Genomic DNA, 23,813 nt, shown 5'->3' on the forward strand with positions numbered 1-23,813 from the left:
CCTAGGCGCGGTCAGCCGCTACCGAGGGACCCATTCCGAACCTCGGCAATTGACCTTTCGGCCCCCCCGGCGTAGCGCCGAGGCATCCCTGTAGGGCCGGCAGCGATGGGTCCCCCGACTCGCTGACGTGTGCGATGGAACGCCAGCGGAGCCAACTCGTCCTCAACGGGACCGGGGTGGCGGCGAGTCGTCGCCTGTTGAGGTCGCTCCGATTTTGTCGAGTAGACGCATGAGGAGATCGGCGAGTAGCAGGATCTCCGCGGCCTCCGTGGAGTCGGTGTAGTCGACCCGGCGGTGGCTTGCCGGGTTTTTGAACAATCCGATGGCTCCCTTGAAGAGATCCATGAGCGCGACCGACTCGCCGGGGTCGATGTCGGGTCGCCAGAGCGGTCCCGCCTCTGAAGCTCGGTCGACATCGTCCTTGGGCGGCAGCCGGAAAGCGGCCTGCATGAGTTTCGTGCCGACGAGACTATCGGAGAGTTCGCTCAAGGCCCGTACTCGGATCTCGACCTCCTTCATGGCCATGAATGCCGCGGCTTCGAAATCGCCTCGAAGAAACTGCGGTCGGGCTTTGGCTTCGAGTTCCGGGACAAGTTGAAGGTCGAGGCGCTGAACTGCGCGGAGCCAAGGAAGGCCGCGCTCGAGAGCCTCATGTCCTTGACGGCTGATGACGAAAGCAGCGGGCGAAGACTGTTCAGGATCCCAGATCACGAGTCCGCGGTTGAGTAGCCAGGCCCAAGCTTCCGACAGGGCCCGGAGCGCTGATCTGTTCCCGGGGTAGGCGTGTTGGCGTGCCGAGTTGAGCCAGTTCTGCCAGTTCCACTCCTTGCTGTTGTGGGCATCCTTCAGGACGCGCAGAGCGAGGTCGTCGAGCGGCAATGACATGACGACGTCGGCGTGAAGGTCCCAGGGCGTGGGCTGCATAGTGCCTCCGTAGATCAAGCTGTCGTGCTTGATCATCAAGTCGTGGAGGACGACGTCGGTGTTTCGCTGGAGCCGCGTTCGGAAGCCGTGTCTTCGAGTCGTGCGCTTCGGGCGCCCTCGTACTGCGGCGTCGGAGCAGGGAGGGTCGGTTAAGCGGCCTAGCGGCAGCTGACAAGTGTGATGAGCAGGAGCAGGACAGCTCCGGCGAGGAAGGGGAGGGCGGCTGCCGTTACGCCCGTGATCCCGCACGAGATTGCCCTGCGCAGTCCGCCCGGCGGAACCGATCCGTGGCGCAGGCGCGCGAGCCGCAGGTCCACGGCTTCCTGCGCCATGGCCAGTGACGCGCTCGGAGCACCGTGGCTGGATACCTTCTGCAGCGCGGTCCGGACCGCGGCCGGTCCACAGTGGCGCACGGCGGCGGTATCGGCTGCCAACTCGGCCAGCTCGCGGATTGCGCGCGGAGCCTGGGTGAACAACGGCACGAACGGCAAGGCCGCGCGCAAGGCATCCGCGGTGGCGACCAGCAGATGGTGCCGGCCGGCGAGGTGTGCCTGCTCGTGCGTGAGGACGGCCGCGACCGCGTGATCATCTAGATGGCGGGTGAGGCCTTCAGTCGCCACGACGACGCCGGGGCGACCGGCCATGCTGAACGCCAATGGACGGTCATGTGCGAGCCACAGGGTGTCAGGTGGTCCGGTCTCTTTCCGGGCGGCCAGTCGTAGCAGTGAGAGGTTCTCCTGACGTTTACGGGCTCTGCGCCGGGCACCGCGGATGGAGACGACAACGAGTCGGACGGCGAAGGCGCCCAGTAGAGCGAGGCCCAACAGGCCCGCGAACTCCTCAACTCGGGGTGGTGAGCCGTGCTGGACGGCGGACCAGCACCGGTCGATCAACACCAACAGGGGGGCGCCCGCACCGTGGCCCGGCGTGAGTAACAGCAGGACCCCGGCGGCGGCGGCGAGCACGACACCTGCCATCGAGATCAGCCATGCCACGATCAGGAGCAGGGGGTCGCGGCGCCGCAGGTCCGCCCGCCGCAGGACACCGGGGACAAGCCATCCTACGGCGAGTGCGCCGGCGAGCAACGCCACGGCGATCGTCATCGGCGCCGGACTCGCTTCTTCCGCAGCGCGCTGCGGAGCAGGTCGGTTTCCTTATCGGATCCCGAGGCGATGAAGTGCATCAGAACCGCTTCGGGATCGCCGGAGGCCTCGAGCACGTCGCGCAACGACTGTGCGGCGGCTTCCTCCCGACTGAACGACGCTTCGTAGTAGTAGGCCTTGCCGTGGAGCTCCCGCTCTACCCACTCTTTGCGGTGCAGGTTGTCCAGCACGGTCATGACCGTGGTGTAGGCCAGTTGCTTGCCAGTGTCGAGCTGCTCCAGCACGTCGCGGACCTTCATCGGCTCGTCCGTCCGCCAGAGCACATCCATCACCGCAGCCTCGAGCTCGCCCAGACCGTGCATGGCACCTCCTTACGAAGCAACATCGTACGCGAGGAGCCCCCGTGCGGGGAGTAGCCATAGGCCGCTCCCCGCACAGAGCTCATGGTTCAGCTCATTGCTGGTCAAGCATCGCCTGCATCTCAGTGATCTCCGCTTCCTGGGCGTTGATGATCTGCTGTGCCAGCGCCTTGGCCTCGGCGTTGCTGCCGTTCTTCAGTTCGTCCTTGGCCATGTCGACGGCACCCTGATGATGTTTGATCATCATCTCCATCCACAGTCGATCGAAGTCGGCCCCCGATGCCTGCTCGAGTTGCCGCATCTCCTGATCGCTCATGCCGCCTTCCATGCCCTCCATGCCGGGCATGTCCATCCCGGGCATGCTCGACATGGTGGGCGTTGCCGGTGCGCCCCAGGTCTTCAGCATGTTGGTCATCTGCTGAATCTCCGGATCCTGTGCGCCCTGGATCCGTGAGGCGAGGTTCTTCACCTTGGGGTCGGTGGCGCGTTCGACGGCCATCTTGGCCATGTCCACCGCCTGCTGGTGGTGCGGGATCATCATCTGTGCGAACGCGACGTCATCGTCGTTGTGCCCGGCCTGCGTCGCGCTCGTGGCAGGGGCGGAGCTTCCGCTCTGGCCCATATCCATGCCCGACATGTCATCATCGTTGCCACCGCAGCCGGCGGCGAGTGCGAGGAGCGCTGCGGCGCCCGCGCCGATCAATGTCTTTTTCATGAGAGTTCAACCTTCTGTCTTCTTGACTCGTGAACATCCAGAACTTCCCTGCGTATCTACTTGAAGACGCTGGGTGACCATCTAGATGCGGAGAAGGCAGATGGAGGTGAGTAGCGATCGTCCAGTTCTAGGTGGTGACCTGCTTCCTGGGCATGGGAACGAGCGCGTCCGGGCATGGTGTATAAGCGTTCGAGCGTCGATCGTGACCGTCAGCCATGTGGCGAGCAGCATGAGGCCGGTGGCCGCGAGCAGCACGGCGAGGCAGAGATGGACCAGGTCGTGGTGGTCGACTCCTGGGTCTGGAGTGCCGGCAGAGGGGGTCTCCGGCAGCGCGGCAGGGCTGACCGGGGAATGTGGCATCTCGGTGCTTGCTGCCGGCTCGCCGTCTATCGTCGAGTGCGCTTTGAGAGAGGGCACGTGGTGCATGCTGAGCACGGCCAGAGCGAGGGTGCACAGTAGGAGCACGTGCTGTGCTCGGCGCGTGTTCGCTCGCATAGGTATCACGATAGCGACTGACCAGTGGGCGTCGACCGACGGGAACTAATGCCTCTGCTGCTCGGTAGTTCAACGCGAGGGTCGTGTTGTCAGCTGGGCCAGGACGAGGGTACGGGCATTGCTTATCGCCGGTCTTGTCTGGTGGGTGCAAGCTGGGCCGTGCGGTCCTGACCTGCGGCGATGCAACACTCGCGTGACCTTCCTCACTGAACTACTATCTAGCATAGTGGAACGTGGCTACTGTCGTGTGAAGTGGAGTCCGGCCATGGCAGTCCAATCCGGCCGTATTGCCGCACGGCGTGCTTCTGTCCGTCCGCCACCTAAGGGCTCGCGGCTGCTGTCGCTGCTGCGGACTACCGATCACAAGCAGATCGGCGTTCTCTACCTCACGACGTCGTTAGCGTTCTTCATGATCGGTGGAGCGCTGGCGTTACTGATGAGGGGTGAGCTCGCCAGGCCGGGTCTGCAGTTCCTGTCGCAGGAGCAGTATAATCAGCTGTTCACGATGCACGGCACGATCATGCTGCTGCTCTACGCGACACCGGTCGTATTTGCCTTTGCCAATCTCGTACTGCCATTGCAGATCGGGTCTCCAGACATGGCGTTTCCCCGGCTGAACGCGCTGTCGTACTGGTTGTTTCTTTTCGGTGGCACGATCGTGGTCGCGTCGTTCTTGACGCCCGGTGGCGGTGCTGATTTTGGCTGGACCGCTTATGCGCCGCTGTCGCGCGCCGAGTACTCGCCTGGCGTTGGCGGTGACCTGTGGATCTTCGGGCTCATTGTGTCTGGTCTCGGCACGATCCTCGGCGCCGTCAACATGATCACCACTGTCGCGTGCCTGCGCGGGCCGGGCATGACGATGTGGCGGATGCCGATCTTCACCTGGAACATCCTGTTCACCAGCGTGCTGATCCTCGCCGCGTTCCCCATCCTCACGGCTGCGCTGTTCGCGCTCGCCGCCGACCGGCATCTGGGCGCTCACGTGTTCGACCCCGCCAACGGCGGTGCGATCCTCTGGCAGCACCTGTTCTGGTTCTTCGGTCATCCCGAGGTCTACATCGTCGCGTTGCCGTTCTTCGGGATCATCACCGAGATCATCCCGGTGTTCAGCCGCAAACCGTTGTTCGGCTACCGGCTGATGGTGTTCGCGACGATGGGCATCACGGCGCTGTCGTTCGTCGTGTGGGCCCACCACATGTTCGCCACGGGCGCGGTGCTGCTGCCGTTCTTCTCGTTCCTGACGTTCATGATCGCCGTGCCCACCGGCATCAAGTTCTTCAACTGGATCGGCACGATGTGGAAGGGCCAGCTGACGTTCGAGACGCCGATGCTGTGGTCGGTGGGATTCTTGGTGACGTTCCTGCTCGGCGGGCTGACTGGAGTGTTACTGGCCGCTCCACCGTTGGACTTCCAGATCACGGACAGCTACTTCGTGGTGGCGCATTTCCACTACGTGCTGTTCGGCACCATCGTGTTCGCGACGTTCGCGGGCATCTACTTCTGGTTCCCGAAGATCACGGGACGGATGCTCAACGAGCCGCTGGGCAAGCTGCATTTCTGGCTGACGTTCGTGGGCTTCCACACCACGTTCCTCGTGCAGCACTGGCTCGGCGCCGAGGGCATGCCCCGCCGCTACGCCGACTACCTGCCCTCCGATGGGTTCACGCTGTTGAACACCGTCTCGACGATTGGCGCGTTCGTGCTGGGGCTGTCGATGCTGCCGTTCGTGTGGAACGTAGTGCGCAGCTATCGGTACGGCGATGCCGTCGACGTGGACGACCCCTGGGGCTACGGCAACTCACTGGAGTGGGCCACGTCTTGCCCGCCGCCTCGCCACAACTTCACCGAGCTGCCGAAGATCCGGTCGGAGCGGCCCGCGTTCGAGCTGCACTACCCGCACGTAGTCGAGCGGTTGCGCAGGGAAGGGCACATCACCTTCACCGGCAAGGTCAGACCGCACGGAACCGATCGGCAGCCCCTGTCGGTGCAGGCTTCGGAGGCGACGAAGGGTGATACCGGCTGACCGGCTCTAATACCACGAACAGGTCCGTGAGATACATGGCGAGCAGGCCACTAGCGAGCGATGCCGCCGGCTGTCGCGGGGGCTGCCGCTATCGTCTTAAAGCAACGATGCGATTGGGCGATGACCTGGGCGGTCACACCCACTCCGATCCCGAGCAGGAACGCGGAGAGCTCCGCGTTGTTCACCGCGGCATCGAGGCGAGCTCCCGCGATCGCGGGAGCCGCGGGTCAGGCGGCGGGCACCAGGGCCACACTGAGGGCTGACAACCAGATCAGCGCGGCCCGAGATGGGTTGTCCGGCGCCGTCGCCGGCCCGCAACGAGGGAATCGGCAGGGCATCGGCGAGCCCGGAAGTACCTGCGTTGACGAACCCGCCAGTCTGATGTTGATCGACCAGGACGCGGCCCTCACCGGAAACCCGCGGTCGACAACGAGCTGGGATGCGACATCGAACACCAGACTGGCGACCCAGCAGCCGATCGGGATGGCTGGCAGGAGGGGTGCAACCGACGCCGCGGCCGCGCTGTCATGGAGATCCTCTCATGACGCGATCGACTGCGGCCTGCACCTCGTCCGCATTGCGAAAGACGAGGGGGTCGGTGATGCGCTCGACTGAGCCGTCGGGCAGCACGAGGTAGTTGGCCGGCAGCACCGGAGGGACCCGCAGGGCTTTCAGCACGGCCTCGTTGCCATCGTAAAGAGAGGGGTAGGCCACGCCGAGATCCGCCATGAATTCCAGCCCGGCCGAGGCCTGCTCCTTCACGTTGACCCCAAGAACTGCGACCGAGCCAGGGCGCCCGGCGTAGCTGGCGAGTACGGGCATCTCCTCGCGGCAGGGCACGCACCATGAGGCCCAAAAGTTGAGGAGTGTCGACCTTCCGGCGAGGGTTGCACCGAGGTCGACCATGCCCGGCGTGCCGAGGCACGGGGCGCGGACATCGGCCAGTGGACCTCGTGGTGCTGGCGCGTCGGGGGAGCGGCTCGGACAGGGTTGCATGGCGGCGCGTTGCCGTAGTGGAGCGAGTGCGGCGTCGTCCTCCGGTGGTCCGGCTGCGGGCAGAGAGGAGATGGTGTTTAAGTCAACGGGCCCGCCGCCCTCGTCCTCGCCGCCTCTTGGCCAGAGCGCGACGATGCCCGCCACGGCCAGGACTACCACGACGATGGTCCATCGCCCCGCACTCGTCATCCGCCACCTCCATTGCTACTAACAATCATCGTAGATTTTAGATCGGTGGCCAGCCCAGACGGGCGTAGAGTGCGAGCATCCTGCCCATCAATGCGGTCCAGCCGCCGGTGAGTATGGCGACTCCCATCGCGATGAGCAGCACTCCACCGGCCACCTCGATCCGGCGCGCGTGACGGCGGAACCAGTCGGAGCCGGTCCTGCCGCGGGCGAGCCCAAGGGTCAGCAGCAGGAAGGGCAGCCCGAGTCCGAGCGAGTAGGCAAGCAGGAGCACTGCTCCGCGGCCGACGGTCGCGGTGCTCGCGGCGGTGGTCAGGATGGAGGCGAGTACCGGTCCCACGCACGGGGTCCAGCCGAACGCGAATGCCGCGCCCAGGGGAAGGGCGCCCCCCGGACCCCGGCCGAACCGCGTGAGGTCGAATCGAAGTTGGCGATGCAGCAGCGGGATCCTGATCAGGCCGGTCGTTACGAGGCCCATCACCACGATCAGTGCTCCGCCGACGATGTTGATCGTGCGCAGGTTGTTTGCGAGGAGGTAGCCCAGCGCTGACGAGGTTGCGCCGAGTGTCGTGAACACGGCGGAGAACCCCGCGATGAAAAGCAAAGCGCCGCTCAATGCCTTCCGGCGCTCTCGGGCAGGTAGCGGCTCGCCAGCGGCTACGGGTCCGGTGAGCCCGGAGACGTAGGACACGTAACCGGGCAGCAGTGGCAGTGTGCAGGGAGAAGTGAAGGAGACGAGTCCGGCTACCAGCGCCAGTGACGCCAGGGCGAAGAGCTCCATCCGTCTCACCTCCCTCTCAAGGCGCGTCGACCCGTTTGCGGAACAGCCGGGCTCAACCAGTAACCTACGACTTGAGATAGTAATCAGCGTGCGCGTCAGCGCTCATCCGGAGTCCGACTATGCCGAGCCCAGTGTCCGCTAGTGACAGCATCGTGACGTTGATGGACGTAGCGGTCGTCGTCGAACGCGTCCCAGTTTTGCGCGGCCTTACGCTTGGTGTCACGGCGGGAGAATCCGTCGGCGTGGTCGGTGCGAATGGGTCGGGCAAGAGCACCCTGCTGCGGGTGTTGGCGACGCTGCTGGCGCCGGTGCGCGGGCACGGCCGAGTGCTCGGCGCCGAGCTGGGCACGGACGAGAGTTTCGCGGTGCGTCCCGGCATTGCGTTGGTCGGGCACGTGCCTTCCCTATATCCGCGGCTGACGCTACGGGAGAACTTGCGCTTCCTGGCCAGGCTGACGGGACGTCGTGAGCAGGCTGCTGACGATGCGCTCGAATTAGTGGGGCTGGCGCCGGCGGGCGACCGGCGGGCGGAGGCGTGCTCGCAGGGAATGCTGCGGCGGGCGGAGCTGGCCCGTGTTCTGCTTGCGCAGCCCAGGTTGCTGCTGCTCGACGAGGCACACGCTGGGCTGGACGACGGGTCGATCGGTCTCGTGGAAGTCGTGATCCGGCGGGTCAGCGAACGTGGCGGCGCGAGTGTCATCGTTTCGCACGACCAGCCACGTCTTCGAGACCTCGCGGACCGCATGGTCGAAATAAGGAACGGGCAGGCTGTCCCTGCTGATGAGGAGGTGCCAGCATGAGGCAGGTGCCATCCGCAACACCTGGCCCGATCCGGCAGTGTGCCGAGTTGGCGCGCAAGGACCTGCGACTGGAGCTGCGCGCCGGCGAAGCGTTACTGGTCACAGCGCCGTTTGGGGCGGTGGCGCTGCTCCTTGTTCCGCTCGCGATCGGCAGCGACGCGCCGCTGCTGCGGCAGGTGGGCCCTGGCCTGTATTGGGTTGTAGTACTCCTGTTCGGGGTTTTAGTGACGCTGCGGCAGAGCGCTGTAGAGGGCCCGGCCCAACTCGCGATGCTCCGGCTGTGCGGCGTTCACCCCGCAGTCCGGCTGGCTGGTCGAACACTGGCAAACGCGGTGCTGCTCGTGGCGTTCGAGCTGCTGCTCACGCCGGTCGCGATCGCGCTCTACGACCCGGATCTTTCCGGCTGGCCGTGGCTACTCCCCCTGTTCCCGCTCATAGCGGTGGGCCTGGCAGTGCTCGGCACTCTGGCCAGCGCGCTGGCACACGGCCTGGCCGGACGGACCACGCTCGGGGCGTTACTCGTGGTGCCCTTGGCAGCGCCACTGGTGCTGGGCGCGACGCAGACCTTGGCGGCCGCACGGTACGCCCGCCAGCCGTGGGCATGGTTGTTCCTCGTGCTGGTGATCGACCTGCTGATCATCGTGGCTACGGCATTGGCCGCACGGCAACTGGAGGAGTCGGCATGACCAGGATTCTCTTCGGACGGCGACTGACAGTCGTGGGCGTGGTGGCGATGTCCGCGGGCCTGGTTGCGGCTATGGTCGCCCCTCCCGATCGCGTGCAGGGGGACGTCCAGCGCCTGATGTACATCCACGTACCGGCCGCCTGGCTCGCGTATCTGAGTTTCGCGGTCACGTTGGGCAGCAGCGTCGGCTGGCTGTGGCGGCGCACGGCGCGTTACGACCGCGTCGCCGCGGCCAGCGCCGAGGTAGGGGTGTTCTTCACCGGCCTTGCCATCGTGCTCGGGTCGATCTGGGGGAAGCCGACTTGGGGAGTGTGGTGGACGTGGGATCCACGGGTGGTCACCACCGCTGTGATGTTCTTCGTCTACCTCGGTTATCTCGCGTTGCGGCGCGCCACAGTTGACTCGGTGGCGCGGGCACGCCGCTCGGCGGTGTTCGGAGTAGTGGCGTTCGTCCAGGTGCCGATCGTGCACATGTCTGTGGTGTGGTGGCGGGCGCTGCACCAGCCTCCGACAGTGCTCAAGCCCGGCGATCCGAGCATCGACCACGTCATGCTCGCGACGTTGTTGCTCAACGTGCTGGCGTTCACGCTGCTGTACCTGCTGCTGCTTCGCGCTCGAATGAGGCTGGCGGTCGTTGAAGAGGAGTTGGAGAGGACGTCGCTGGGCGAGGGTCAGGAGCTCGCCGGCAACGCCGTGCTGGCTCCCCGTCTGGAGAGGTCGTAGGTACCGATGTCCCAATGGTCCTGGGTTTTGCTCGGGTACGGCGTTGCGCTCCTCGCGATCGCGGGGTACATGGTGACGCTCGTTCGCCGGTGGGTGGGAGCGAGGCGTCGGATGGGTGATCGGCGGTGAAGCGATACCGGCTGCTGGCGTTCTCCGGCGTCGGCGTGGTGGCGATCCTTGCCGGGGTGCTCTTGTTCGGGAACCTCAACGAGAACCTGGTGTATTACCTGACGCCGCAGGAGGCTCTGGCTCAGCGAGTCGAGTTCCCCGACGGGAGGCGTTTCCAGCTGGGGGGCTTCGTTGAGAAGGACACTGTGGTCCGCACTCAGGACGGGCTCCGGTTCGCGGTCGCGTCCGGCGTCGAGCCCGGCAGTCCCTCAATCACGGTGGAGCACCACGGCGCGCCGGCGCAACTGTTCCAGGCCGGGATCGGTGTGGTGCTCGAGGGTTCCTGGCAGGGCGACGAGTTCGTGTCCGACACGATGAAGGTCAAGCACGACGAGAACTATCAGCCTCCGGACACTGAAGGAGGCGCCCAGTGACCGTGTTGACACCCGCGATTGGCTGGGTGGGCACCCTACTCGGACTGGCCGGTTCGTTCGTGCTCAGCGTGTTCGGATTCCGCGCGCAGCGCCGGCCGAGCGCCGTACGCCGGAGTCAGCTGCGATTCGCCGTGTGGTGCATGGTGGGCGGTGCTGTGTTGGCCATGGCCGCCTTGGAAGTCGCGCTGCTTACCGACAACTTCGCGATGTCCTATGTTGCCGAGACGCATTCTCGTGCCACACCGTTGTTCTTCACGGTGACCAGCGCGTGGTCAGCGCTGGGCGGCAGCATCGTGCTGTGGGCGCTCGTTCTTGCCGGATATACCGCGGCGGTGATGCGGCAGGTGGGCAGCACCGACGACCGGTTGGGCACCGGTGCGCTCGCGGTCCTGGGCGTGGTGAGCGTCTTTTTCTTCGGGTTGGTGTCCACTGTGGCCAACCCGTTCAAGATCCTTCCGAACCCACCAGCCGACGGGCCTGGCCCGAACCCGATCTTGGCCGACCATGTCATGGTCGCCTTCCACCCGCCGCTGCTTTACCTCGGCTTCGTCGGGTTCACCGTGCCGTTCGCTTTCGCGATCTCCGCGCTGCTGCTGCGTAAGGGCGGGGTGGAGTGGCTGCGGCGGACCCGGCGCGCCAATCTGGTGGCGTGGAGTTTTCTCACCGCCGGCCTCGTGCTCGGCGCGTGGTGGTCGTATGAGGTACTCGGATGGGGTGGCTACTGGGCGTGGGATCCGGTGGAGAATGCCGCGCTGATCCCATGGCTGGTGGCGACCGCCTTTATCCACTCGGCCGTGGTTCAGGTCAAAAGAGGGATGCTGCAGGCGTGGAACTTCGTGCTGGTGATCGCCACGTTCGCGCTGACCATCTTGGGGACGTTCCTGACTCGCTCCGGTGTAGTTGCCTCGGTGCACTCCTTCACCGAATCCGGAGTGGGTCCGGCGTTCCTGGGATTCCTGATCCTCGTACTGGCTGGCGGGTTGACGCTGTTCGCGCTGCGCGGCGACCGCGTCGCCTCTCCAGCGCGTCCGGAGTCGCTCGCCAGTCGGGAGGGCGTGTTCCTGGTCAACAACCTGCTGTTGACGTTGTTCGCGTTCGTCGTACTCAGCGGCACCCTGTATCCGATCATCGTGGAGGCCCTCACCGGTAACCAGGTCTCCGTGGGACGGCCGTTCTTCGACCGGATGTCCGTGCCGCTGTCGTTTGCCCTGTTACTCGCGATGGGCGTAGGGCCGTTCACGCCCTACCGGCACGCCTCGGTGGCTGTCTTGTGGGCGCGGCTGAGGGTTCCCTCGCTCCTTGGGAGCGCTGCCGCGGCCGCGCTGGTGGTCCCGGGCGGTATCTCCTCGGCGGGGGTGGTCATTGTGGCCGGCATCGCCGTGGCCGTCGTCACGGCCAGCGTGCGGCAGCTCATCGTCACCGCGCCGAAGCCACGGCGCAAGGGTGTGCCGCGCGTGCTGCGCGGACAGAGGGCCTACTGGGGCGGGCAGCTTGCGCACATCGGCGTGGCCGTGGTGGCCGTGGTGATCGCGGTCTCCGGCGTGCTCGCCACGCGGGCCACGGTGACGGTCGACCGTGGAGAGTCTGTGGAGTTCGCCGGTTACACGTTGACGTTCGAGCGTAGTGAGGAGCACACACAACCGGACCGGTCGACGCGCGATGCGCACATAGTCTTCCGCAGCGACGGTCAGGTGGCTTGGGTGGCCGAGCCACGGCTGAACAGCTTCAACAACCAGACCCAGGCGGTCGGTCAGCCGTCAGTGTGGAGCGGCCCGAGCCGAGACATCTACGTCGCGCTCGTGCAGCTCGGTGACGACCAGGTGTCGCTTAACCTGTACCGCTACCCGTTGATGGTTTGGATGTGGGTCGGCGGCGGCCTGATCGCGGCCGGAGGGTTCTGGGCCTTGAGCGGCCGGACTCGCCGCGCCACAGCCAACAACACCCCCGAGCCGGTGATGGCAGATGCGTAGCGGCAGGGTCTCCCAAGGTGGACTTGTGCTGGCCATCGTCGCTCTCGTAGGGCTCGCCGTCGGTGGCCTGCTCGCCGCGGGGCCGGGGACCCCGGACCGCGCGTACGAACTCGAGCAGCGGTTACGTTGCCCGGTGTGCAAGAGCGTGTCGATCGCGGAGTCGCCGGCCGAGACCGCCGAAGCGATGCGCGCCGTGGTGGCCGACCAGGTGGCCGCAGGGCGCGGCGATCAGGAGATCATCGACTACTTTCGCGCCCGCTACGGCGACTGGGTGCTGCTCGACCCGCCGGCGAGCGGATCAACCCTTGCGCTGTGGATGCTGCCGGTCGCTGCTGTCGTGGTCGGCGGTGTTGCGCTGGCCCTGCTGCGTAGACGGCCGGATGCAGTCGACGAGGTTACCAGCCAGGACCGCATCCGTGTGAGGCGGGCCGTTGACCAGGTGCGATCCAGAGGCGCTGATGGGGACATGCCATGAAGACTGATCGCGAACTGCTTGAACAGTGCCGTGACCAAGCACTCCGTGACATCGTCGATCTCGAACGTCAGGTAGCCGACAGGGAGATCCCGGAGGAAGCTGCCGAGAAGCTGCGCCGCCGCTACGAGGCGACCGCCGCACACGCGCTCGGTGCCTTGGCGTCGCTGCCATCCATCGAGCACCAGGAGGCTCCGAGACCCTCCCGCCGTTCCCGCGCCCGGATCGCCGCGTACGTCGCCGCAGCAGCTGTGGCGGTGTTCGCTGCCGTCCTCCTGCCCCAATACGTGGCAACCCGCCCCGACGGTGGGTTCGTCACGGGCAACGAGGTCGCCCAGACACAGGCTGGGCCGGCGCCCGCAAGCCGGGCACCGGCACCGCGCGATCTATCGACCGTCAGCGAGGCTGAGATGGAAGGCGTGGTGAAGGCCAACCCCACCGTTGTCGGGATGCGGCTCGCTCTGGCCGACCGCTACCTCGAAAAAGGCAACTACGACAAGGCCGCGGAGCATTACGGTGTGGCGCTGAAACAGGATCCACGCAACCCCGAGGTGCAGGCCGGCGCCGGGTGGCTGCTGTTCAAGATGGGTCAGACCGAGGCGGCGCTGCGCTTCGTCGACCAGGCACTGGCCATCGCTCCAACCATGCAGGATGCGCTGTGGTTCAAGGCGAATATCCTGCTCGGCGGTCGGAAGGACCCGACCGCTGCACTTGGCATCCTGCGCTCGCTCGCCCAGCGCGGCGATCTCGGCAGCGACCTCCGCGAGCAGGTGCGGCGGCTGATCACGGAAGCTGAACGGGCTGGTGGCCAATGACCATCCACGATGCTGCGACATCAGCGCGTGCGCGCTACTGGCGGCGTGTGCGGTGGATCGCCCTCGGGGTCGCGATCGTCGCGGTCGGTATCGGTGCGATCTTCGGCAGCCGACTCGGACAGGACCCCACTCTGGTCGACAGCCCTGTTATCGGAAAGCCCGCCCCGACCGCGACCCTGCCGAAGCTAGAGGGCGGCGGGGCCGTGTCACTTGCCGATATGCGGGGCCAGATCGTCGTCGTGAACTTCTGGGCCTCCTGGTGCGTGGCCTGCCGAGAAGAACATTCCGCGCTGGTGTCGGCGGCAAACAACTATCGCTCGGCGGGTGTCGTATTCGTGGGCGTCAACTACCAGGACCAGCGCGGTGCCGCAGTTGGCTTCCTCGATGAGCTGGGCCGCGGGGACCCGTCCGCGTACCGCTATGTCACAGACCCGGGTACGAAGCTGGCCTTGGAGTTCGGCGTATTCGGCGTGCCGGAGACCTTCTTCATCGACCGCGACGGGACCATCGTCGGCAAGATCGCCGGACCTTCGAATTACCAGTTGCTCTCCGCGGCGCTCGACCGGATCCTTGCCGGACGTGAACCACGATCCCGGACCGAAGGCTCGGTTCAGCCAGCGCCAGGTCAATGAGCTCGTGAGTACTGTGCCAGAGGGTTTCTGGGGTTTGCACACCTATCTACTAGCTAGAATAGTATGGGCTGGTTCCCGGGCTGGGGTGTGCCGTAGGTCTGTGCCAGTCGTCGTTGCCTGACGTCCGAACAACGAGGAGCGTTGTGCACAGGTACGAGCCGGCTGGTGAGCCCTCGCCGGTCACCCTGGCTGAATTCCCGCGTCACTCGGGCACACTCCCCATGACGGCGTCACGACCAGGCTCGGTGCGCAGAACGATTCGCGTCGTGGGTGAACTGTTGGTCACCATTGGCATCGTGGTCCTGCTATTCGTCGTGTACCAGGTTTACGTGACCGACTGGGTGTCGGCGGGCAAACAACGAGAGGCGAGCGCGGAACTGGACGATCGATGGTCGCGCGAGCGGGAGGTCCGCGCGACGCCGATCGATGGCAAGGCGTTCGCCCGGATATTCATCCCGTCCTTCGGCGCTGACTACGAGTTCACGATTCAGGAAGGAGTCGATCCTGCAACACTGGCTATCGGGCCTGGACACTACAAGGACACGGCGTTGCCCGGCGAACCGGGCAACTTCGCGGTCGCGGGCCACCGGGTTGGCAAGGGCGCCCCGTTCAACGACCTGGACCTGCTGAATTCCTGCGACGCGATTGTCATCGAGACCGCCGACCGGTACTTCGTCTACCGTGTGCTGCCGATGAAGGAGGAGATGGCGAGCTGGGAAGAACGTAAGCGGAGACGGCCTAAGTGCGCCAATGTGTCGACGCTTCGCGTCCCATCGGCGGCTGACGGAGGCCCGTATGGCGCGACATTCGGGCGCGTGATCGTCACACCGGACCGACGTGACGCAGTGGCTCCGGTGCCGTACCAGGCGCGAGCAGGGGTTCCCGTGACCTCGCGGGCACCCCTGCTCACGTTGACGACGTGTCACCCGAAGTTCTCCGCCCGCCTGCGGATGATCATCCATGCGGTCCTGACCGACGAGTTCCAGAAACGACCGAGCGCAGGTTACGCAGATCTGCTGGGCAGGATTGGCGAAGCCTGACCTGCTCGCGATGATGGCTCGTACCGGCTCGACGGTTGGTTCAGGCGGGAACGAGCCGTAAGAGGCCAGGTCAGCCGAGGGGGTATGGCCGCGTACGGGCCTGCGACCACCAGCGCCACGACGGCGGCCATCAGCAAGAGTCATCCGTCATTGCCGGGCGACGGGTGGTGTGGCAACCGGTCGACCGGTTGGCGCCCCGATCTCAGCCGATCAACGCTGACCGTGACGCGTCCTCGCTCGCCAGTCGGTACCGGCCCGGGGAGGTCGGTGCACCGCGACAACGAGAGCATCGTAAGCTACTACGTCAATTAGTAAGTCAAGGCGGACCGAACGACGTGGTGGAAATCAGGTGAGTGGTCTTACCGAATTTGTCATATCCGGACCGATCCTTCTCGCTGCCTTGATGGCGGTGGCCGCTGGGACGGTGTCGTTCGCCTCGCCGTGCTGCGTGCCGTTGGTCCCGGGATACCTGGCCTACCTAGCGGGTCTCGCGGGAGCCGGCGCGCCTTCCGTCCATGAGAGCGATGCCAGCCACCGCAGGGGCCGGTGGCGGGTCGCGGGTGCCGCGTTCATGTTCGTACTCGGCTTCACCGTGGTGTTCCTCGCCGCTGTGGTAGCGGTAGTGGGCGCGGCCGACTTCTTGCTGGACAACGAAGATCTGTTGCAGCGCATCGGCGGCGTCATCACGATCGGCATGGGCTTGGTGTTCCTCGGGTTGGTGCCGATGTTGCAACGCGACGTGCGCTTGCGCCGCTTGCCGCGTGGTGGCATCGCCGGCGCGCCCGTGATGGGCGCGGTTTACGGGCTTGGCTGGACACCCTGCCTGGGCCCGACCCTGACAGGTGTCATCGCACTGGCCAGCGGCACGCAGGTGGGCTCGACGACGGCCAGGGGCATTCTCTTGGTATTGGCCTACTGTCTGGGACTTGGGCTGCCGTTCATCCTTCTCGCCCTCGGCGCGCAGTGGGCGGTTCGTACGACGGGCTGGTTGCGGCTCCACAAACGCAAGGTCCAGCTCGTCGGCGGGGCAATGCTGGTGGTCGTGGGTCTGCTTCTGGTGACCGGGTTGTGGGGTGCATTAGTGGCCTGGCTGCGTGGCCCCATCGCGGGGTTCACCACGCCCATCTGAGTTCGTGAGATGAATCGAGATGCTGGAGTGTCCTCCACCCTGCCGAAGCCCGATCGTGGGCGCTGCCATTGTGACGCCCGGTGGAAGGCGGCACTGGCTCCGCGAGATGGATGTGCCCGACAACTGTCGACTACGAGCGTTGCCGGAACGCCTGTGGCATGCCGAGCAGGCAGGCTTGGGCTGAGACGGTCACACTCCCCGGTACCTGGAGGTGGACGATGATCGACATTCGGGGCTGGGGCGGAACCTTCGTCCGTGCCGGCGTTGCATCGATCATCATCTTGGCTACGCTGCTGGTCGGAGCGACCCGGGCCAGCGCGCATCCGACGCTGCTCTTCTCCGACCCGCCGGCGGGGACCGCGATACCTGACTCGCCAAGGGTCATCAACTTGATGTTCAACGAGCCTGTCACCGTGGGCAAGCGTGCCCTCGCTGTGACCGGTGAGGCTGGCGAGGTCGCGCTGTCCGCGGCGACCGTCACACAGGGCGGGCGGATGGTGACGGCTCGTGCCCAACAGCGGCTGGACCACGGCACCTACATCGTGCGATGGCGGGTAACCGGGGCGGACGGCGACCCGATGGAGGACGAGTACAGGTTCGCCGTCGGCATGGCGCTTTCTGGGGCGAGTGTGGCTCGTGGCGACGCCTCCGCGATTGCCTGGGCCGACGCGCTGCTGCGGTGGTTGCTGTTCGCCGGACTTGCCGTGGCGCTTGGGGGTATCGCGGCCGAGCGGTTCACGAACTCGGCGCGTGTTGAGAAACCCGCGCTGCGCGCGTTGAGGCCATGGACGATGCCGGGAATTCTCATCGGGCTGCTCGCCGCGGCGGGGCTGAGCGCCCGACTTGTCACCGACGCGGGCACGGCGAGCACGCTCTGGATCGATCGGATCGGCCAGCTTCTCGGGGTGGAGGCTGCGGCGTTCGCGTTGGCGCTCGTGCTTGTGGCTCTCGGGCGGCGGACGTGGACGGTTGCGCCCTTGCTCGTGGTGGCGGCCGCTGAGGGCCTGCGGTCGCACGCGAACGTCGCCGTCCCGGGATGGGGCGCACTGCTGACCGCCGTGCACGTGGCCGCCGTCGCGGTGTGGCTTGGGGCGCTGCTACACGTGAGCCGTGCCGCACATGCTTGGCGACGGGAGCGCGTCGCGATGCTCTGGGTCTTCCTCGGCTACATGCGGCTGGCGGCGTGGGTGTTCGTCCTGGTCGTCGGCACCGGCACCGTGTCGGCGCTCCTGCTGATCCCCCTCTCCTCTGTATTCAGTACCACCTACGGCCAGGTGTTGGTGGCCAAGCTCTGTCTCGTCGTCCTCGCGACCGGGGTAGCGCTCGCAGCCCGGGTGGCCGGGCGTCGCCCTGAGCGGTTGGCTCGTGCGGGCATGCTCGTGCGAGTGGAGAGCGCGGTACTCGTCGTGGTGATTGCGGTGAGTGCTGTGCTCGTGTCGGCTCCGCCGGTGGGCAATCGGATGGCGGCGGCGCCTCCGCCAGCTCGCGGCCTCGAGGTTCCGTTGGGGGCGTTGGCCGGTCAGGTAGGCGTAGTAGCCGCAGCGAGCGATGGCCAGCTGGTGGTGCGGTTGTCCACGCCCCGCGGCGGGGACTATTACGCGCCCGATGAGCAACAGCAATACAACCTGTCTGGTGCGGTCGCTGCCGGCGACGAGGACCGCGTACTGACGTTTCGCGCCTGCGGCGAAGGCTGTTTCACAACTCCAGTGGACTGGCGCGCCGGTGAAAACGTGGTGACGTTGCGGGCCGGAGCTGACGGTTGGCGTGGTGGTGTGGTGGCCCTGGTGGTGCCTTGGCCCGCGCAGCGCGCTGCCACGGAACTTGCGCGGGTCGTCAAGGTGATGCGGGCAATCGACGGCTTCACTGTTTACGAGGCTGTGACCAGCGACACCACGCAGCGACTACCAGCTCCGCAGCGCCTTGATCTCGCCGGAGAGTTCTTCATGGCTCAAGAGCCCTATGCCTCCGGCGTGGCGCCGCTCGCCGTCCGGATCGCTCGGGACGGCGAGCCCGTCCAGCTCGCGCTGGGGTTCCCCGCGGCATCCACCACCGTCCGGCTAACGCTCGACGATCAGGGACGGATCAGCGAGGAGACCCTCACCGACGGCAGCCACCTCATCCATCGCCGGTTCGTCTACCCGTAGCTGAGCGCGGAACAGTCACTAGCATGTACCAGCCATCATTTGGGTCATCACCGCGGCGCCGGAGGCCGCGAGCAACGCCGCGCCTAGTAGCGCGGCCAGGACGAGCCAGATCAGCATGGGCACGCGCCGAAGCGACATGGTTCTGGACGCCGGGGGATCCAGCGTGGGTAGGTCGCGCAGCAGCTCGTCGACCTCGCCGAGGGTGCGTGCGCGGTAGACGGACGCCGCCCGATCCGAGAACTCGTCCAGGGTCAGCCGTCCGTCCCCGACGTGCCGGCGCAGCGTTGTGACGACGCGGTCACGGTCGGCATCCGACGCTCGCATCCACGACTGCTCCATGAGAACCCCGCAAGCTCAGTCGTCGACCGGCGGCGTCCCGGGCCGGCCGCCGACCACCCGACCGCTGGCCAGGACGTCCTGCGCGCGCAGCACACGAACTTCTTCCCGTAGCTCAGCGATCTGCCGGTCAAGTTCGGGATCCTCGCGGGGAGTCGCGCAGTGGCCCTGGCCTCGTAATGTGGGTCGGATACAGAACATGTAGGCGAAAGTCATTGCGACGACCAGGACAATCGCGGTCAACCAGAGAGGCATCAGTACTCACTCCGTGCACGGTCGTTGGCGCGCTCAGCCTTGAGCTGGTCGATCTCCGCTCGCAATAGCGCGATCTGCTGCTCGTTGCCGGGCCTGGGGCCAAGGGTCTGACGGCGACCGCGCCCCATCAGCCACATCATGACGCCCATACCTACCGGGCAGGCCAAGACCGCGAGACCCAGCAGAAGCGATTCCATGATTCCTCCACCGACGACACCAATAATCTACTATCAACTTTAGTAGATGTTAGCACTGCTGGAACTCTGCTCGTCGCGGCGGATGCTGACGAGAAGAACTTTCCAGGAGGCTCGGCATGTCTACGAGACGTGTTCTTCAGTACTACGTCGTAGGAGCAGCGCTCGCAGTCGCCGGCCTGGTCGTGGTCGGCTGCGGAGGGCCCAATGGTGCGGACGGTGCCACGACGCCACCTGCCGGAGGTCAGGCGGAAGAAAAGCGCATTAGGGTTTCCCTGACGGACTTCCGCATCGGCATGTCGCAGCGGACCCTCGCCCCCGGGCGGTACACGTTCGTCGTGACCAACGATGGGCAGGCGCGGCATGCGCTGGACATCAAGGGCCCTGGTATCGAGGAGGAGCGTACTGAAACGCTTGACGCAGGCGAGTCGGCGAACCTCACCGTCACGCTGTCCGCCGATGTCTACGACGTCTACTGCCCTGTCGGCAATCATCGAGAACTAGGTATGGAGACCACCGTTGGCGGTCGAGCTGCCTCAACGACCGACGATGGAGCCGATGGCTATTAGCGGCGACGGCGCTGGCAGGCGCAGGGTGGGCTAAGCGAGCCCCATTCCGCAGTCGTACCCAACCTACTATGTTGAATAGTAGGATTGTTGGCATATGACTGGCGGAAGGATCGCGACCGTGGGGAAAAAGCCGCACAAGAAGGCGGCCGGCAACAGGTCGGCGCGCATGGGGACCAAGGTCACGACCGACCGCGCTGAACGGAAGCAGGGTGGTGCTGGCGTCCCGCCGGCGCTCGCGCGTAACGTCGCTTCCGTCGCGCCCGCGAGCGCGGTTCCGGCTCTTGCCGCCCTTCCGAAAAGCGCACCTGTACGGCGCGACGCGGCCAAGACTGTAGGTGGCGGTGCGGCGATCCTGCGTGTGGACGAGGAGCAGCCGGCCGCGAGGGGATGCCTGTCGGCTGCACTCGCGGGCGCCGAACCTCAGGGCCTGGCGGCGACGTACTCGTTCGAGGTACCCGAATCCGGCGGGCCGTACTCGGGGGCGATCCGGTTCGTCGGAACCCGCGTTCGGGTGCTGGGGAAGCCCGACCCTGGGGATCGGTTCGAGCGCATCGAGGGGTTCGACGGGCTCGAACCGGGTAGCGGTCGGGCGGCCATCACTACCCGCGCGCTGGGGATCAACCCCGGTGAGTGGAGAGTTACCGCTATGTCAGCTGAGAGGTCGGCGGCGCCAACGAGCATGCGCCTGCCCCGGCGTGTCATCTCAACGGCGACGACGTTCGGTCAGCTGGCGCAGGGACCTGCGGTGCGGCTGGCGGCGTGGCCCACGCTGGTCGGAATGGGTGCGGTTGTCGCTGTCGTGTTCCAGGCGCTGCTGGCCGGCAGAGCGGGTATCGACGTCGCGGCCGTGCTCGTGATGTCGTTGATCGGCTGCATCCTGGGCTTCGTGGGCGGTAAGGCGTACTACCTCGTCTTGCATCACAAGCATCCGCGGCAGTTCCTCAGCGCCGGCGCCTGCATACAGGGTTTCCTCCTCGTCGCACTTGGGGTTATCGCGGTGGGGGCGGCGGCGCTAGGCATACCGATCGGCGTGCTGCTGGATACCACGGCGCCGGGGGTGTTCCTGGGCATGGCGGTGGGGCGCCCCGGATGCTGGCTCACCGGCTGCTGCGCGGGCCGCCCGACCAGTTCCCGCTGGGGTATGTGGTCCTCGGATCGTCGACTGGCTACTCGCCGATTTCCGGTGCAACTTCTCGAAGCTGCGGCGGCGTTGGTGATCGGCGCCGTCTCGCTGATCCTTGTGCTCACGACTCAGCCATCCATCGCCGGAGTGATCTTCGTCGGCGCGGTCGCGGCCTACACCTTCAGTAGGCAGTTACTTTTTCCCTTACGGACCGAGTCACGTACTCGGATCGGACGCTCGGTCACCATGGTCTTCTGTGGGGTCGTACTCGCTGCCACCGTGAGTCTTCCCATCCTCGCGTAAGTCCGGAAGGCATGACCGTCCCTGGTGGGGGTCTTGCTGAGTCTTGACGCGGCTGAGCAGTTGTACGACCGGCGCGAGTTCGAGGAGCTCACGACGGCAAAGGACGCATGTGTTGGCGTGCATGGCGAATGCGGCAGACTCCCACGAGCCGAGTGTTCCCAGTAGGAAACTGGCTGCGGAGATGGTGTATACACATCCGGAGGCTTCATGTCTGAGAATGGCCCCACTCCCTTGCGACCACGACAGCATAACCTACTATGCTTATACGTAGATTGGGAGGGCGGCGCTCAGATCGCGACGCCGTTGGCGCGAAGCCACACTAACGGATCGATCTTGTAGCCGTCCTTGTGCACCTCGAAGTGCAGGTGCGGGCCCGTGGACTGGCCGCGGTTGCCGACCGTGGCGATCTGCTCCCCGGCAGCGACGCGCTGGCCAACGTATACCAGTGTCTCGTTGATATGGCCATACACGGTGATGGTGCCGTTGTCATGACGGACGCGAACCCACAAACCGAAACCGCTCGCAGGGCCGGATGAGATGACCACTCCGTCCAGCACGGAGACAATCGGTGTGCCGATGCTATTGGCGATGTCCAGTCCGTAATGGATGCTTCCCCAGCGTGGCCCGTATGTGGAGGTGATTACGCCCGTAGTGGGTGCCACGACGCCGCTTTGGTTGGGGCGTGGGGGGTGACTGTGGGGCGCGGGTCGGGGTGCCGGCCGGCTCGACCTGGAGGGTGGATTCCGGGTGGATGCCGAAGCCTGCTCGGACGCCCGGTGGCGCTCCTGCCAGTCGCTGTACTCGTGCCGTTGGCCTTGAAGATCGGCGAAGGTGCGCTGCGCTTGCGTGAGCCGGGCCTGAAGGGCTTCCTTGCGCTCGAGGAGCTCGGTGCTGCGTCGCTGCGCGGCAGTCTCGCTTGCCACCGCGGTCTCATACGCTTGCGCCGCGGCGGTCTTGGCTTGTTCGGCCGCCTGTGCCTTGTCCTTGGCTTCCTGCGCGGCTGTCCGGGCAGCGGCATCGGCATTGGCCTTGGTGGACATGGCTTGCCGCACGACGTCGAGCGCGTTCAGTCGCGAGTCACCGACCGCGTTGAGCAGTGACGCACGGGCCAGTAGATCCTTTGGGCTGTCAGATCCCACATAGGCACTGAGCGATCCGATGGTGCTGCCTTGGCGAAAGCTGGCGGCGGCGAACTCGTCAAGCTGCTGTCTCGCCTGCTGGAGCTGGGTGATGGCCGCATTGACCTCGGTGCGAGCGTTGTCGGCGGCCACCTGGGCGGTGCGAGCCGCAGTACGGGTGGATTGCACTTCCTGTTGGGCAGCGGTGACCTCGTCGTAGCTTGCGGCGAGCTCGAGCTGCGCTGCGGTTAACGCCGTGCTAGCTTCGGCGACCTGGTTGGCCAGGCTGCCGACTTGCTCGGCGATTCCGCGCGCCTCCGCACTACTCGCCTGGAGTTCCTCATCGCTGGGGTTTGGCGGGGGCGGCATCGCGGCCGCTCCGGGAGGCGTCGCTAGGGCGAAGGCGGCGATCACACTGGCGAGGGCGCCACGGGCCGCGAACCTGCGTCCAGTCATGGCACCCTCCTCGGTAGAAACTATTTAACATAGTACTCACGGGTATACTGCGACAACATGGGTCTCTTTCGCAACACCAGTCACTCACGTAGGCAGTGACTGAGAGGTTGGCTATGGTCTGGAGGTGTCATTCCGCGGATTTCTTCTGCTCGCGATGGCGGCCGTAGCGCTGCTCGGCGTCGGCGGCTGTGCAGGGGGAGGCGAAACAGAGCCTTCCGTGGCGGCGCCTGTCTCGATCAGCCTGTTGGCTCCTGACGAGTTCGCCAAGGCGATCGCCGATCCCGCTCGCATCGTGATCAACGTCCACGTCCCCTTCGAGGGGGCACTGCCTGGCACGGACATGATGATTCCTTTCAACGAGATCGAGCGGCGACTTTCCGAGTTGCCGTCCGATCGGACGCTGCCCATCGCGGTCTATTGCATGAGCGGCCGGATGAGTGCCGACGCGGCGCGGGCCCTGAAGGGCCTCGGATTTGCGGACATCGTCGATCTCGACGGTGGTATGCGGGCATGGCAAGCCAGCGGCCGAACGCTTGCGCAGTCCGCGCCGGGCAGTTGACGGCTCCTGGTGAATTCGGCCTGGTGTCGCGCCGGCGGATCAGCTACTATCTGAGTTAGTAGCGGTTGGTGGCGTTCCCCCCTCGCGCCCCGCTGCTTGCGGGACCATGTTCCGGAGGTCGCCCTCCCAACATTGGCCCGCGTCTCGTTGCCGGGCGGAGCATGATCCCGAGAAATCCGTCCGGCAGCGAGGCACTATCTGGCACATCTCCGTGGTCCGCTGCCACGCACGTTGAGTGGGGAATTCACGTCGACGCGGGGCTTCCCAGGACCGCTCGTCGAAACCGGTGCATGCTGCTGACGGTCGGCTGTGCTCGGTCGCTCCGGGTGGTCGACCACACGTAGCCGTGCGGCGCTCTGAGTCCTG

The 23,813-nt window shown here is 65.9% G+C and carries 25 protein-coding genes; 15 read left to right on the forward strand and 10 right to left on the reverse strand.

What is annotated here, in order from left to right:
* Positions 1 to 162 precede the first annotated feature (162 nt).
* The 4 genes from BA062_RS37915 to BA062_RS37930 form a co-directional block, all read right to left on the reverse strand.
* Positions 163 to 960 (reverse strand): TIGR02391 family protein, encoded by a 798-nt coding sequence (locus BA062_RS37915; protein ID WP_110343941.1) that lies wholly within the window; start codon positions 958 to 960, stop codon positions 163 to 165.
* A 122-nt stretch (positions 961 to 1,082) separates the two neighbouring features.
* Positions 1,083 to 2,027 (reverse strand): M56 family metallopeptidase, encoded by a 945-nt coding sequence (locus BA062_RS37920; protein WP_110343942.1) that lies wholly within the window; start codon positions 2,025 to 2,027, stop codon positions 1,083 to 1,085.
* On the reverse strand, positions 2,024 to 2,389 hold the full coding sequence (locus BA062_RS37925; RefSeq protein WP_110343943.1) for a BlaI/MecI/CopY family transcriptional regulator: 366 nt from the start codon (positions 2,387 to 2,389) through the stop codon (positions 2,024 to 2,026). Before BA062_RS37925 ends, BA062_RS37920 begins: the two co-directional genes overlap by 4 nt.
* Before the next feature lie 91 nt (positions 2,390 to 2,480).
* Positions 2,481 to 3,101, reverse strand: coding sequence for a DUF305 domain-containing protein (locus BA062_RS37930; protein ID WP_110343944.1), 621 nt, complete (start codon positions 3,099 to 3,101; stop codon positions 2,481 to 2,483).
* A gap of 760 nt (positions 3,102 to 3,861) precedes the next feature.
* Between BA062_RS37930 and ctaD the strand changes: the two genes are divergently transcribed.
* On the forward strand, positions 3,862 to 5,619 hold the full coding sequence (gene ctaD / locus BA062_RS37935; protein WP_110343945.1) for an aa3-type cytochrome oxidase subunit I: 1,758 nt from the start codon (positions 3,862 to 3,864) through the stop codon (positions 5,617 to 5,619).
* Positions 5,620 to 6,144: 525 nt separating this feature from the next.
* Here the strand turns inward: ctaD and BA062_RS41260 are convergent.
* Together BA062_RS41260 and BA062_RS37945 are read right to left on the reverse strand one after the other, a co-directional pair.
* Positions 6,145 to 6,804 (reverse strand): TlpA family protein disulfide reductase, encoded by a 660-nt coding sequence (locus BA062_RS41260; protein WP_110343946.1) that lies wholly within the window; start codon positions 6,802 to 6,804, stop codon positions 6,145 to 6,147.
* A gap of 37 nt (positions 6,805 to 6,841) precedes the next feature.
* Positions 6,842 to 7,582 carry a cytochrome c biogenesis CcdA family protein gene (locus BA062_RS37945; protein ID WP_110343947.1) on the reverse strand — a complete coding sequence of 247 codons (741 nt, stop codon included), beginning with the start codon at positions 7,580 to 7,582 and terminating at the stop codon, positions 6,842 to 6,844.
* Between the two features lie 161 nt (positions 7,583 to 7,743).
* On the opposite strand from BA062_RS37945, the gene BA062_RS37950 reads away from it, so the two are divergent.
* The 11 genes from BA062_RS37950 to BA062_RS38000 all read left to right on the forward strand — a co-directional run bounded on the left by BA062_RS37950 (position 7,744) and on the right by BA062_RS38000 (position 18,534).
* Positions 7,744 to 8,382, forward strand: a complete 639-nt coding sequence (locus BA062_RS37950; protein WP_228714210.1) for an ABC transporter ATP-binding protein — start codon at positions 7,744 to 7,746, stop codon at positions 8,380 to 8,382.
* A complete protein-coding gene (locus BA062_RS37955; RefSeq protein WP_110343949.1) occupies positions 8,379 to 9,068 on the forward strand; it encodes a heme exporter protein CcmB in 690 nt (229 codons plus the stop codon). Before BA062_RS37950 ends, BA062_RS37955 begins: the two co-directional genes overlap by 4 nt.
* A complete protein-coding gene (gene ccsA, locus BA062_RS37960; protein ID WP_228714194.1) occupies positions 9,065 to 9,790 on the forward strand; it encodes a cytochrome c biogenesis protein CcsA in 726 nt (241 codons plus the stop codon). Before BA062_RS37955 ends, ccsA begins: the two co-directional genes overlap by 4 nt.
* A 125-nt stretch (positions 9,791 to 9,915) precedes the next feature.
* Positions 9,916 to 10,332 (forward strand): cytochrome c maturation protein CcmE, encoded by a 417-nt coding sequence (locus BA062_RS37965; protein WP_110343950.1) that lies wholly within the window; start codon positions 9,916 to 9,918, stop codon positions 10,330 to 10,332.
* Entirely contained in the window at positions 10,329 to 12,302 is a 1,974-nt protein-coding gene (locus BA062_RS37970; protein ID WP_110343951.1) for a heme lyase CcmF/NrfE family subunit, read from the forward strand. Before BA062_RS37965 ends, BA062_RS37970 begins: the two co-directional genes overlap by 4 nt.
* Positions 12,303 to 12,327: 25 nt before the next feature.
* A complete protein-coding gene (locus BA062_RS37975; RefSeq protein WP_228714195.1) occupies positions 12,328 to 12,777 on the forward strand; it encodes a cytochrome c-type biogenesis protein in 450 nt (149 codons plus the stop codon).
* The gene (locus BA062_RS37980; protein WP_110343953.1) at positions 12,774 to 13,589 is read left to right on the forward strand and encodes a tetratricopeptide repeat protein; all 816 of its coding nucleotides are present in this window, start codon (positions 12,774 to 12,776) and stop codon (positions 13,587 to 13,589) included. The genes BA062_RS37975 and BA062_RS37980 overlap by 4 nt, the downstream gene beginning before the upstream one ends.
* Entirely contained in the window at positions 13,586 to 14,221 is a 636-nt protein-coding gene (locus BA062_RS37985) for a TlpA family protein disulfide reductase (RefSeq protein WP_110343954.1), read from the forward strand. Before BA062_RS37980 ends, BA062_RS37985 begins: the two co-directional genes overlap by 4 nt.
* 266 nt (positions 14,222 to 14,487) lie before the next feature.
* The gene (locus BA062_RS37990) at positions 14,488 to 15,261 is read left to right on the forward strand and encodes a class E sortase (RefSeq protein WP_391356941.1); all 774 of its coding nucleotides are present in this window, start codon (positions 14,488 to 14,490) and stop codon (positions 15,259 to 15,261) included.
* A gap of 349 nt (positions 15,262 to 15,610) precedes the next feature.
* Positions 15,611 to 16,390 (forward strand): cytochrome c biogenesis CcdA family protein, encoded by a 780-nt coding sequence (locus BA062_RS37995; RefSeq protein WP_110343955.1) that lies wholly within the window; start codon positions 15,611 to 15,613, stop codon positions 16,388 to 16,390.
* Between the two features lie 218 nt (positions 16,391 to 16,608).
* Positions 16,609 to 18,534 (forward strand): copper resistance protein CopC, encoded by a 1,926-nt coding sequence (locus BA062_RS38000; protein ID WP_110343970.1) that lies wholly within the window; start codon positions 16,609 to 16,611, stop codon positions 18,532 to 18,534.
* An 18-nt stretch (positions 18,535 to 18,552) separates the two neighbouring features.
* On the opposite strand, the gene BA062_RS38005 is transcribed toward BA062_RS38000, so the two are convergent.
* Genes BA062_RS38005 through BA062_RS38015 form a run of 3 tightly spaced genes read right to left on the reverse strand, consistent with a single transcriptional unit; the run spans position 18,553 to position 19,322 of the window.
* Positions 18,553 to 18,858, reverse strand: coding sequence for a DUF1707 SHOCT-like domain-containing protein (locus tag BA062_RS38005; RefSeq protein WP_206078008.1), 306 nt, complete (start codon positions 18,856 to 18,858; stop codon positions 18,553 to 18,555).
* A 30-nt stretch (positions 18,859 to 18,888) separates the two neighbouring features.
* The gene (locus tag BA062_RS38010) at positions 18,889 to 19,125 is read right to left on the reverse strand and encodes a hypothetical protein (protein ID WP_110343957.1); all 237 of its coding nucleotides are present in this window, start codon (positions 19,123 to 19,125) and stop codon (positions 18,889 to 18,891) included.
* Positions 19,125 to 19,322, reverse strand: a complete 198-nt coding sequence (locus BA062_RS38015; RefSeq protein ID WP_110343958.1) for a hypothetical protein — start codon at positions 19,320 to 19,322, stop codon at positions 19,125 to 19,127. The genes BA062_RS38010 and BA062_RS38015 overlap by 1 nt, the downstream gene beginning before the upstream one ends.
* A 116-nt stretch (positions 19,323 to 19,438) precedes the next feature.
* Between BA062_RS38015 and BA062_RS39655 the strand changes: the two genes are divergently transcribed.
* Positions 19,439 to 19,888, forward strand: a complete 450-nt coding sequence (locus tag BA062_RS39655; RefSeq protein WP_137096680.1) for a cupredoxin domain-containing protein — start codon at positions 19,439 to 19,441, stop codon at positions 19,886 to 19,888.
* Positions 19,889 to 20,006: 118 nt separating this feature from the next.
* Positions 20,007 to 21,314, forward strand: a complete 1,308-nt coding sequence (locus BA062_RS40390) for a prolipoprotein diacylglyceryl transferase family protein (RefSeq protein ID WP_210407121.1) — start codon at positions 20,007 to 20,009, stop codon at positions 21,312 to 21,314.
* A gap of 287 nt (positions 21,315 to 21,601) precedes the next feature.
* On the opposite strand, the gene BA062_RS40890 is transcribed toward BA062_RS40390, so the two are convergent.
* The gene (locus tag BA062_RS40890) at positions 21,602 to 22,888 is read right to left on the reverse strand and encodes a M23 family metallopeptidase (protein WP_228714196.1); all 1,287 of its coding nucleotides are present in this window, start codon (positions 22,886 to 22,888) and stop codon (positions 21,602 to 21,604) included.
* A 124-nt stretch (positions 22,889 to 23,012) separates the two neighbouring features.
* Between BA062_RS40890 and BA062_RS38035 the strand changes: the two genes are divergently transcribed.
* The gene (locus BA062_RS38035) at positions 23,013 to 23,447 is read left to right on the forward strand and encodes a rhodanese-like domain-containing protein (protein WP_228714197.1); all 435 of its coding nucleotides are present in this window, start codon (positions 23,013 to 23,015) and stop codon (positions 23,445 to 23,447) included.
* Positions 23,448 to 23,813: the final 366 nt, after the last annotated feature.

The organism is Prauserella flavalba, from assembly GCF_003202235.1.
GTDB lineage: Bacteria > Actinomycetota > Actinomycetes > Mycobacteriales > Pseudonocardiaceae > Prauserella_A > Prauserella_A flavalba.